Source organism: Bacillus sp. EA-CB0995 (genome assembly GCF_055814245.1).
Genome location: NZ_CP169269.1, coordinates 1,733,513 through 1,744,538, shown reverse-complemented (window position 1 = coordinate 1,744,538; position 11,026 = coordinate 1,733,513). Strand labels below are relative to the sequence as shown.

Here is an 11,026-nt window from a genome sequence, read left to right as displayed (position 1 = left end):
ATCATAGCATCTTTGTATTTATATAACAATAATTGCATAAAAATACCCTAGCCGTGCGAGACTAGGGTGTAACAAATTACACACCCTTTTCGGTCTCACAGGACTGAATTAAAAGGTTGTTCTTATGAAGCAATGTTCTTTGATTGTTGTTGTTTTTGTTTCAGTTCAGGTAGTACTAAGTTTAGGATTACCCCTACAATTGCTGCAAGAGCCATGCCTTCTACTTGGAATGATTGACCGATATGAAGCACTGCACCACCGATGCCAATTACAAGTATGACTGATGCTATTACTAAATTTCGTTTATCCCCGAAATCTGTTTTCTCATCTACCATCATGCGTAAACCGCTTGATGCGATAATACCGAATAGTAAGATTGAAACTCCGCCCATAACTGGTGTTGGGATCGAATGGATAAGAGCTGAAATTTTACCAATAAATCCGAACATAATTGCCAATATTGCTGATCCAACGAATAAATATACGCTGTATGCTCTTGTAATTGCAAGCACTCCAATATTTTCACCGTACGTCGTATTTGGCGGTCCTCCAATTGCTGAAGCAATGAATGTTGCAATTCCATCTCCCATAATAGAGCGGTGTAAGCCTGGCTTTTCAATTAAGTCTTTATTTATGACATTTCCAAGTACAATTTGATGTCCAATATGTTCTGAAACTGTAACGATTGCAACAGGTACCATTACTAATGCTATTTTCCACGAAAATTCTGGTGTATATGTGACAAATGGCACTACGAAATCCGGTACATCAAACCATTTCGCTTCAATTACTGGTTTCAAATCGACTAAGCCTTGGAAGTAAGCAAAGATGTAACCGCCTATGATTCCTATTAAAACTGGTATGATGCTTAAGAATCCTCTTCCAAAGATTGAGCAGATGATTGTAATTGCTAATGTGACAAGTGCAACTGAAAAGTGTGTAAAGCTATATTTTCCATCTGCATTATTCATTGCCATATCTACTGCTGTATGTGCAAGCCCAAGTCCAATTACCATAACAACTGGACCAACTACGATTGGGGGCAAGAGATTCATAATCCAATTAGATCCAGATTTTTTAATCGCAAGTGCAATCAACATATAGACAAGTCCTGCCATCATTCCGCCAAGCATTGCTGCTCCTGGGCCGCCTGCTGCTTTTGCTGTAATAATCGGTGCAATGAATGCAAATGATGATCCGAGGTAAGCTGGAACTTGCCCTTTCGTGATTAGCAGGAATGCTAGCGTTCCTAGTCCGCTCGAGATTAAAGCAACCGCTGGGCTTAATCCTGTTAAAAATGGAACAAGCACTGTCGCTCCAAACATAGCGAATAAATGCTGTATACTTAACAGTAACCATTTTCCTGGTTTCGGTACTTCATGAATGTCTAACACTGGCTTTTGTTCCATTATTATATCCTCCTCCAATGTTGAAAACTTGCAATAAAAAAACTCTTTGCGCCCTATGCACAAAGAGTCCTATACTTTCGTATGTCAAATTAGACATATGAAAGCCAAGACCCTTTGGCAGCCTCACAGGACTACATTTAAAAGGGCTTTATTTTTCGTATATGCTTACTCGATCTTGTTTGTCTGTTTCTTGAAGTCCTACTTCAATACGTTCTTCGCTTGATGTTGGAATGTTTTTTCCTACATAATCAGCGCGAATTGGTAGTTCACGGTGACCTCTATCTACAAGAACAGCTAACTGAATTTGCGATGGTCTTCCAATATCCATTAGAGCATCCATTGCAGCTCGCACAGTTCTTCCTGTATATAATACATCATCAACAAGGATAACTTTTTTATTCGTAATATCAACCGGAATATCCGAACCTTTTACAAGCGGTTCTTTATTTTTAGATTGCAGTGTCAAGTCATCACGATATAATGTAATGTCTAATTCACCAACTGCCATCTCTTTTCCTTCAATTTGACTAATTCGTTCTGCTAAACGCTGTGCGATAAAAATGCCGCGTGTTTTAATCCCAACTAGAACACAATTTTCAACACCCTTATTGCGTTCTACAATTTCATGACTAATGCGTGTTAAAGCACGGCGAATCATTTGATCATCTAGTACCACTGCTTTTTCTTTCATGCTCTTCACCTCCAAGCTTTTTTCTTGCGTGAGAGGAATGGTATAAAAAAATCCTCTCGTCGTGTGCGAGAGGATTTTTTTGAAAAAGGGTATACGTACCCTACGTATTTCAAACCGTTACCTTCTCAACCTCACGGGGCTGTGTTAAAGGACTTATTCAACTGCTGTTATTATGGCAGTTTTTATAACGATTGTCAATATTATTTTCGCAACTCATCCAAAAGATCTACAAAAATTTGTGGAACTGGTGCTTCAAATTCTAAATATTCACCTGTACGCGGGTGAACGAAACCTAAAATACCTGCATGTAATGCTTGACCATTTATATCAAACGTTTTCTTTGGACCATATTTCGGGTCACCTGCAAGTGGGTACCCAATATATTTCATATGTACACGAATTTGATGCGTACGACCTGTTTCTAGTTGACACTCCACATGAGTGAAATTATTAAAACGCTCTAATACACGGAAATGAGTTACAGCATGTTTTCCATTTTCCTCAACAGTCATACTTTGACGATCTTGTTTATCACGTCCAATCGGCGCATCAACTGTTCCTTTATCATGCGGAATAACACCATGAACAATCGCTTGATAGCGTCTTGTTACTGTTTTTGCCACAAGCTGATTTACAAGCGCTTCATGTGCCATATCATTTTTTGCCACCATCAATAATCCAGACGTATCTTTATCAATGCGATGCACAATTCCTGGGCGCATTACACCGTTAATACCCGATAAATCTTTACAGTGATACATTAAACCATTTACTAACGTACCGCTCGTATGCCCTGGCGCAGGGTGTACAACCATGCCACGCGGCTTGTTTACGACAAGTACATCACTATCCTCATAATAAATTTCTAAATTCATATCTTCTGGAAGAATATCTAATGACTCTGGTTCTGGAATAGTAACTGTAATTTCATCATTTGTTTTTACTTTATAGTTCCCTTTGATGTCTTTTCCGTTTACGGTTACAACACCATCTTTAATCCATTGTTGCACTTGTGAACGAGACCATTCATTGTTCACCCCTGCAACAAATTTATCAATCCGTTCGTTTTTTTGCTCTTCTGTAACTGTTACTTGTACTACTTCGCTCATTATTTACTCCTTTGTTTTCTTTCCTTCTAGTAATGTTTGAATAATAATTAACGTAACACCAACACATAATGCCGAATCTGCAACGTTAAATACCGGGAAGTTGTATGAGAAAATATACGTATGAATAAAATCAACAACTTCTTTTCGGAATACACGATCAATAAAATTACCAATTGCTCCGCCTAGAATAAGTCCAAGCGAAATGCCGAGAAGCTTGTCTGTCTTTGCAAATTTTTGCATATAAATCACAATAAAAATAACAAAGATGACTGTGATAACATAAAAGAACCACATTCTATTTTCTAAAATGCCCCATGCGGCTCCGGTATTGCGGTGAGACGTTATGTACAGTACATTATCAATAATCGGAATACTCTCACCTAAATCCATTTCCTTTACGATAATCCATTTTGATACTTGATCAATGACAATCACAAATAATGCTATTAAATAATATATCATTTTCGTTTCCCCCACAATGACAGTGTACCTCAAAATTTTAGCATAGCTGCTATGTTTTCACAATGAAGCATCGTAAAGGAGCATAAAATAAAATGAATTAGGTAATATAATATTGTTGTCTTTAAATTGTTTTTACTTTTTCATAGAAACATTCATGAACTGTACGTGCTGTTGGCATACCTTTTAATTGTCTAAGTGTCATTCTTTGTCCGGTTTCTTCACAAATTCCATACATGCCTATTTCCATTTTCCAAAGTGCTCGCTCTACATCTTTTAAATCTTCTCTCATATCATGCAATAATAATTTATTTTTCACATCTATTTTGGCTATACCTAGCAATTCCTCTCCAAATTCTACATCATACGCATACGTCTCTTCTTTTGCTAATCGCTCCTGTAGCTCTCGTTGCATTAATTGTAGCTCTTCTTGAATCTCCATGTATGTGTCAGTCACAAGCGCGTCCCTCCCGGCTGGAATGTATCGTTAGTTTATCCGAAAAGCACACGATTACCGCACACACATTTTTCCTTCCAAGGAAGAAAAAATCGACTGCATACAAGGCAGTCGATTTTTTCATTTCATTATTTTACATAATGTTTTTTTACAACTTCTCCGCAGCGTTCACATAACGTTGGATGATCTGCATTACTTCCTATTGTTTCAGATACAACCCAGCAACGTTCACACGTTTCACCAGTTGCTTGTGCTACAACAACAGCTGTATGTTCATATTTCGGTGCATCAGCTGGTGCTTCTTCCATTGTTCCACCAAGTTTATACTCAGAAACAATAAACAACTGTTTTAAATCTTCGCTAATAGACTCTAACATTTGTTTCATTTCTGCAGTTGGGAATAGGGTAATGCTCGCATTTAACGATTTACCAATTACTTTCTCATTACGTGCCACTTCTAACGCTTTTAATACATCATCGCGAAGTGTCATAAATGCATCCCATTTTACTTTTAACTCTTCCGCACCCTCTACTTCCATAGCTTCCGGCATATCAGTTAACTGGACGCTTTCTTCTACTACACCAGGAACATATGGCCATACTTCATCTGCTGTATGAGGTAAAATTGGCGTTACAAGTTTTGTTAATGCAACAAGAACATCATATAATACCGTTTGAATTGCACGGCGATCATGATTATTTTCTGCTTCGATATATAAAATATCTTTTGCAAAATCTAAATAGAATGAACTTAAATCAATTGTACAGAAGTTATGAATCGCATGATATACAGCTGCAAATTCATACGTTTCATAAGCATTTTTTACTTTTGTAATTAAGTCATTTAATTTCACTAACATGTAGCGGTCTACTTCGCGAAGTTCTGCAGCCGGTACCACATCTTTACTTGGATTAAAGTCAGCTAAGTTTCCTAATAAGAAACGGAATGTATTACGAATTTTACGATATACTTCTGCTACTTGTTTTAAGATATCATCAGAAATACGTACATCAGATTGATAATCAACTGAAGATACCCATAAACGTAAAATATCGCCGCCTAGTTGATCCATAATCTTCTTCGGTACAACAATGTTCCCGATAGACTTACTCATTTTACGACCTTCACCATCAAGTACGAAGCCGTGACTTAAGACACCTTTATACGGCGCTTTACCTGTTACCGCAACTGCTGTTGATAATGAAGAGTTAAACCAACCGCGATATTGGTCAGATCCTTCTAAATATAAATCAGCTGGACGCTGCAGGTCATCACGCTCTTCTAATACAGCTTGATGAGAAGAACCAGAATCAAACCATACATCCATAATGTCTGTTTCTTTACGGAATTCGCCATTTGGGCTAGATGGATGTGTAAAGCCTTCTGGTAATAAGTCTTTCGCTTCACGTTCGAACCATACGTTCGAACCATGTTCACGGAATAACTCTGCTACATGATTAATCGTTTCATCTGTAATAATTGGATCACCGTTTTCTGCATAGAATACAGGAATCGGAACACCCCACGCACGTTGTCGAGAAATACACCAGTCACCGCGGTCACGAACCATGTTATGAAGGCGTGTTTCACCCCATGCTGGTACCCACTTTGTTTCCTCTACAGCTTGTAATAATTCACTGCGGAATGCTTCAATAGATGCAAACCACTGTGCAGTTGCACGGAAAATAATTGGTTGTTTCGTTCTCCAGTCGTGTGGATAAGAATGCGTAATAAATGTTAATTTTAATAATGCACCAACCTCTTCTAATTTTTCCGTGATTGGTTTATTTGCTTTATCGTAGAATAACCCTTCAAATCCAGGCGCTTCACTTGTTAATACACCTTTATCATCAACTGGACAAAGAACTTCTAAGCCATATTGTTTCCCAACAAGGAAGTCATCTTCCCCGTGTCCTGGTGCTGTATGTACACAACCTGTACCAGCATCTGTTGTAACATGTTCACCAAGCATAACTAAAGAATCACGGTCATAAAATGGATGCTTAGCCACTGTATACTCAAGCTCGCTACCTTTTACTGTTTTAACAACTTCTGTGTTTTCCCACTCTAATGTTTTTGAAACTGTTTCGAGTAGCTCAGAAGCAATGATATATTTTGCATCATCTACTTTTACGATACTGTATTCAAGTTCTGGATGAACAGAAATACCTAAGTTAGCTGGCAATGTCCAAGGTGTTGTTGTCCAAATAATGAACTTCTCGTCACCTTCTAAAACATTTTTTCCATCTTTTACAGGGAATGCTACGTAAATAGATGCAGATTTTTTATCTTTATATTCAATTTCCGCTTCTGCTAATGCAGATTCACTTGTCGGAGACCAGTAAACAGGTTTTTGACCTTTATAAATGTAGCCCTTTTTCGCCATTTCACCAAATACTTTAATTTGCTGTGCTTCGTACGCTGGCTTTAATGTAATGTATGGATTATCCCAATCACCACGTACACCTAAACGTTTAAATTGCTCACGCTGACGGCTTACTTGCTCATATGCGTATTCTTCACAAAGTTTACGGAACTCAGCAACTGTCATTTCTTTACGCTTAACGCCTTTATTTGTTAAAGCTTGCTCGATTGGTAATCCATGCGTATCCCAACCTGGTACATATGGTGCTGAAAAACCGTTCATTGATTTATAGCGTACAATAAAATCTTTTAACACTTTATTTAACGCGTGTCCCATATGAATGTCACCATTCGCATATGGAGGTCCATCATGTAGTACGAATAGTGGACGTCCCTTTGTACGTTCTTGTACTTTTTCATAAATGTCCATTTCAGCCCATTTTTCTTGCATTACAGGCTCACGTTTCGGTAGATTTCCACGCATTGGAAATTCTGTTTTTGGCATTAATAATGTATCTTTGTACTCCATGCTTAACTCCTCCTTAAATATATAAAAGAAAGGCATTTTTTCTAAATAAATGGAATAAAAAAGAGACCTTCTCATCCCCCAAAAAAGGGACGAGAAGGTCTCCCGCGGTACCACCCTAGTAGACTACTACATATAGCAATCCTCTTTATATTCTTAACGCGAATACACGCCTGCGCTTACTTTATTATTCAGCGAGGAACTCCAGGGTGATATTCCCATTCTCTCCTTATTCTGAGCTTCCACCGTCCTCAGTTCGCTATATAAGGTATGAAAAAAGTACTTATCCCTATCTTCGTTTTTCTAAAAAATTATGTTGTATAGAATTATATGTAATAATGAGAAAAACGTCAAGCTTACACTGTTTCTTCTTTCTTAAGAAGTTCATCTACTTCTTCTTCTAACTCAATTAGCTTGTCCCAATCATCATTGTTTAACATTTCAAGCTGTGCTTCTATTAGCATACGGAAACGTGTACGGAACACTTTCGCTTGCTTTTTCAATTCCTCAATGTCAAATGCCACTTTTCTTGATTTTACTAACGCTTCGTTAATAATACGGTCCGCATTTTTCTCTGCTTCACGAACAATTAACTTTGCTTCTTTTTGTGCATTACGTTTTACTTCTTCTGCTGCTTCTTGCGCTACAACAATAGATTTATTTAATGTATCTTCAATATTGGAGAAATGCTCTAATTTCCCTTCTAGTTGTGCGACTTTTTCTTCTAACGCTTTCTTCTCACGAATCACTAATTCATAATCTTTAATGACTTGATCAAGAAATTCATTTACTTGATCCTCATCATAGCCGCGAAAGCCACGACTAAATTCTTTATTATGAATATCTAACGGTGTTAACGGCACAAACGCCACCTCCAAGTAGGTTATCTAAAATTTCCTTTTTTTAATTATATCTTTTCTTCGACAAAATGGGAGATTTTCCTTCTAAAAAAAGAAATCATTTTAAGATTCCATACAAAATTCTCCATTTATCGCGTTTTGTTTTTCCATCAACAGTGAGTAATTTACCCCTGCCATAACCTCTGACAGAAAATACATCTCCTGGAAAACAATCATACGCAGATTGCTCAACTACTTTCCAATTCACTTTTACAAGACCATTTTTAATAAATGGCTGTGCTTTTTGACGAGATATATGAAACATTTCCGCTATTAGTACATCTAATCGAAGCGCCGAAACTGTCCCCGATTTTTCATCCCACTGTTCTTGCATATGTAACACATGATCAGATGACACAGGTGCTAAAGACACTTTTGTTCTTCCAATTGATTGTAAATTCATTTCTATGTACGAAACAACTTCTTTTGCAACTACTATTTGGGCACGATTTTGTTGGAGCCAAATATCTCCGCATTTTTCTCTCTTTAATCCAAGAGACATAAATGCTCCTAATATTTGACGATGTTCCAGTGTATAAAATTTAGAAGGATAGTCAATTTCTAATACTTCTACTTGAAACTCTTCCTCATTCGGCATAAGATAAGTTGGATAAATTAATGCCCGCTTTCTTTCTGCACTCGGAGTAGCTCCATAGAACTGAAACGCAGCATCTCCTTGATGTCCAACAATCATAGAAACAATTTGCTGTTCACGTGGGTCAAGAAAATCAGTAAGTTTCACTTGATGATATTCCTCTGCCGCTTGCTTCCATTCTAACACTTTATCAACGAAAACTGTTTCTTCAGATCTAAAATGTTCATAGATGCTCATGTATATATCCTCTTACCTCACAAAAAATTCAAATACGCGTATCAATCCTGAACTAGCTAAATTTAGTACAATAATTGCTACAATTGGTGAAATATCAATCATTCCAATTGATGGGATAAAGCGGCGAAACGGTTCCAAATACGGCTCGCAAATGCGTGCTAAAAATTCTCCGAATGTTGATTCTCTTGCTCCCGGAAACCAAGATAGTAGGATATAGATAATAAGCGCCCAAGAATAAATTTTTATTACATAGAGCAAAATTTGTAAAATCATCAGCATAGCGCACTACCACCTCTTTATATTTGTGTCTTCCTCTTCACCGAACAATTCAGAAATTGCTCCAACAATGTCTACATTATCCGGCGTACATATAAATGTTTTTGGACCTAATTTTTGAATGTCCCCGCTGATTGCATATACAGTGCCACTTAGAAAGTCAATGATACGTAATGCTTGATCTGTAGACATGCGCTGTAAATTAATCACAACTGCACGGCGACCTTTTAAATGATCAGCAATACCCTGTGCCTCTGAATACGTACGCGGCTCTAATAAAACAACTTTTGAAGGGTGTTTTGCTGTTTCAATACTTACCACGTTTTGTTTCGGTTGTACTTTTGTAAGCGGAATATCCTGCTCTGGTTCCTGCTGTTTTTTCATTTCATTTTGCTCCTTTTCATAAGCATAATGCGCTTCTCGCTCTTCTGGTGTGTCAAAAAAGAAATACTTTACTTTTGACCAACTCATAATAAAATTCTCCTTCCCTCTATTCTTTTCCTACTAAAATCGTCCCCAAACGAATAAATGTAGCGCCTTCTTCAATTGCAATTGTATAATCATTTGACATTCCCATCGATAACTCCGTACACGGAGCATGTGATAAGTTTAAATCTTGTACTTGCTTTTGCAGTTTACGCAACATTTGAAAATAACTACGAATTTGCATTTCATCATCCGTGTAAGGTGCCATTGTCATAAGTCCAACAACTTCAATTTTATCAAATTGCTGTAAATCGCGAATAAACTTAATCGTTTCATCTATAGCTATCCCTTGTTTGGACTCTTCCTCTGAAGTTTTCACTTGTACAAAGCAGCGAATTAATTTAGTTGCTCGTTTTTGAATTTCTTTTGCAAGTGAAAGACGATCAAGTGAATGTAAATAATCAATCTCATTTATAATCTCTTTTACTTTTCTAGATTGCAATGAACCGATAAAATGCCACGTCGCTTTGTTTCCGAAATACTCATATTTCTGTAAAAAGCCTTCATTACGATTTTCACCAAGGTGCACAAGCCCAGCTTGTACTACTTCATTTGTTTTTTCAATACCTACCGTTTTAGTAACAGCCACAAGTGTAATTTCATCTAAAGATCTATTCACTCGTTGGCATGCTTGTTCAACTTCTTGTTTAACATATGTTAAATTTCCTTGTACTGTCACTGCTTTCACTCCTCCTTAAAACCGATAAAGCTAAGCATTCTTCCCGTCTTTCCATGATCGCGGCGATGTGAGAAAAATAATTGCGTTTCACAGCTTGTACAAAGAGAGGACATGGCGATATGCTCTTCCTTAATCCCAGCTTGCAAACAGAGCAAACGATTTATTTCTTTTAAATCAATTGCATACTGTCCATCAGAAATCATTTCATATGGAACAGAACTATGAATCACTTGTTTAGCCGCAGATAACACACGTTCATCCACCACGTAACAACACGCACCAATAGACGGACCAATGGCAACATGTATATCATCAAGCGGTATCCCTTCGTCTTTCCACTTTCTAATCATTTCACTTGCAATTCCTTTTACGGTTCCTTTCCAGCCGGCATGTGCAAGTCCAAGCATTTTATAAGATGGCGAATAAAAATATAATGGAACACAATCCGCATAACAAGATGTTAATAACACGTCTGTATCTGTCGTATATATGCCATCTGTATTCGGGATACCATCTTTATAGGAAAAGACTCCTTTTCCCTTCTCTTGCTTTCCTACTTTTGCAACATGATAGTCATGAACCTGTTCAGAACAAATCCACTTTTCTAATGAAACATGTAACTTTTCTGCTAAAAGACGCCGATTTTCATGAACATCTTCCACTTTGTCATGGACGTGTAGCCCTAGATTCATTGTATGAAACGGTCCGGTGCTCACTCCACCTTCTTTTGTAGTAAATCCAGCTATGATGGGTCCAAGTTTTTCCCAAACATGTAAATGTAACATACCGTCCTTATATGTAAATGGTTCTCTCATAAAAAGGCTCCTTATAATAAAAT

The 11,026-nt window shown here is 37.4% G+C and carries 12 protein-coding genes and 1 other annotated feature; all 12 genes read right to left on the bottom strand.

Going from position 1 to position 11,026, the window contains the following annotated elements; translation table 11 throughout:
- Positions 1-122 precede the first annotated feature (122 nt).
- Positions 123-1,409: a solute carrier family 23 protein gene (locus ACEWFJ_RS09225; RefSeq protein WP_473691747.1), complete on the bottom strand. Its 1,287-nt coding sequence runs from the start codon at positions 1,407-1,409 to the stop codon at positions 123-125.
- Positions 1,410-1,557: 148 nt separating this feature from the next.
- Positions 1,558-2,100 (bottom strand): bifunctional pyrimidine operon transcriptional regulator/uracil phosphoribosyltransferase, encoded by a 543-nt coding sequence (pyrR, locus tag ACEWFJ_RS09220; protein ID WP_098305526.1) that lies wholly within the window; start codon positions 2,098-2,100, stop codon positions 1,558-1,560.
- 200 nt (positions 2,101-2,300) lie between these two features.
- Positions 2,301-3,209, bottom strand: coding sequence for an RluA family pseudouridine synthase (locus ACEWFJ_RS09215; protein WP_098305528.1), 909 nt, complete (start codon positions 3,207-3,209; stop codon positions 2,301-2,303).
- Between the two features lie 3 nt (positions 3,210-3,212).
- Positions 3,213-3,671: a signal peptidase II gene (gene lspA, locus ACEWFJ_RS09210; RefSeq protein WP_098305530.1), complete on the bottom strand. Its 459-nt coding sequence runs from the start codon at positions 3,669-3,671 to the stop codon at positions 3,213-3,215.
- A gap of 121 nt (positions 3,672-3,792) precedes the next feature.
- A complete protein-coding gene (locus ACEWFJ_RS09205) occupies positions 3,793-4,125 on the bottom strand; it encodes a TraR/DksA C4-type zinc finger protein (protein WP_473691744.1) in 333 nt (110 codons plus the stop codon).
- Positions 4,126-4,253: 128 nt separating this feature from the next.
- Positions 4,254-7,019, bottom strand: a complete 2,766-nt coding sequence (gene ileS / locus ACEWFJ_RS09200) for an isoleucine--tRNA ligase (RefSeq protein ID WP_473691742.1) — start codon at positions 7,017-7,019, stop codon at positions 4,254-4,256.
- Positions 7,020-7,101: 82 nt separating this feature from the next.
- Positions 7,102-7,321 (bottom strand) — a binding site (T-box leader).
- A 51-nt stretch (positions 7,322-7,372) separates the two neighbouring features.
- Positions 7,373-7,879: a septum site-determining protein DivIVA gene (gene divIVA / locus ACEWFJ_RS09195; protein WP_098305536.1), complete on the bottom strand. Its 507-nt coding sequence runs from the start codon at positions 7,877-7,879 to the stop codon at positions 7,373-7,375.
- Between the two features lie 94 nt (positions 7,880-7,973).
- Positions 7,974-8,747, bottom strand: coding sequence for a YlmH family RNA-binding protein (locus tag ACEWFJ_RS09190; RefSeq protein ID WP_473691740.1), 774 nt, complete (start codon positions 8,745-8,747; stop codon positions 7,974-7,976).
- Positions 8,748-8,759: 12 nt separating this feature from the next.
- Entirely contained in the window at positions 8,760-9,026 is a 267-nt protein-coding gene (locus ACEWFJ_RS09185) for a YggT family protein (RefSeq protein WP_429707338.1), read from the bottom strand.
- A 6-nt stretch (positions 9,027-9,032) separates the two neighbouring features.
- Positions 9,033-9,494 (bottom strand): cell division protein SepF, encoded by a 462-nt coding sequence (locus ACEWFJ_RS09180; RefSeq protein ID WP_473691738.1) that lies wholly within the window; start codon positions 9,492-9,494, stop codon positions 9,033-9,035.
- A gap of 19 nt (positions 9,495-9,513) precedes the next feature.
- Complete coding sequence (locus ACEWFJ_RS09175; protein WP_473692408.1) at positions 9,514-10,188, bottom strand: YggS family pyridoxal phosphate-dependent enzyme; 675 nt, start codon at positions 10,186-10,188, stop codon at positions 9,514-9,516.
- A 5-nt stretch (positions 10,189-10,193) separates the two neighbouring features.
- A complete protein-coding gene (gene pgeF, locus ACEWFJ_RS09170; protein WP_098305546.1) occupies positions 10,194-11,003 on the bottom strand; it encodes a peptidoglycan editing factor PgeF in 810 nt (269 codons plus the stop codon).
- Positions 11,004-11,026: the final 23 nt, after the last annotated feature.

Excerpts from the sequence above, each read along its gene's own strand:
- ACEWFJ_RS09190 (WP_473691740.1), bottom strand. The coding sequence starts at position 8,747 with ATGAGCATCTATGAACATTTTAGATCTGAAGAAACAGTTTTCGTTGAT.
- ACEWFJ_RS09225 (WP_473691747.1), bottom strand. The coding sequence starts at position 1,409 with ATGGAACAAAAGCCAGTGTTAGACATTCATGAAGTACCGAAACCAGGA.
- ACEWFJ_RS09185 (WP_429707338.1), bottom strand. The coding sequence starts at position 9,026 with ATGCTGATGATTTTACAAATTTTGCTCTATGTAATAAAAATTTATTCT.
- lspA (WP_098305530.1), bottom strand. The coding sequence starts at position 3,671 with ATGATATATTATTTAATAGCATTATTTGTGATTGTCATTGATCAAGTA.
- ileS (WP_473691742.1), bottom strand. The coding sequence starts at position 7,019 with ATGGAGTACAAAGATACATTATTAATGCCAAAAACAGAATTTCCAATG.
- pyrR (WP_098305526.1), bottom strand. The coding sequence starts at position 2,100 with ATGAAAGAAAAAGCAGTGGTACTAGATGATCAAATGATTCGCCGTGCT.
- pgeF (WP_098305546.1), bottom strand. The coding sequence starts at position 11,003 with ATGAGAGAACCATTTACATATAAGGACGGTATGTTACATTTACATGTT.
- ACEWFJ_RS09215 (WP_098305528.1), bottom strand. The coding sequence starts at position 3,209 with ATGAGCGAAGTAGTACAAGTAACAGTTACAGAAGAGCAAAAAAACGAA.
- ACEWFJ_RS09180 (WP_473691738.1), bottom strand. The coding sequence starts at position 9,494 with ATGAGTTGGTCAAAAGTAAAGTATTTCTTTTTTGACACACCAGAAGAG.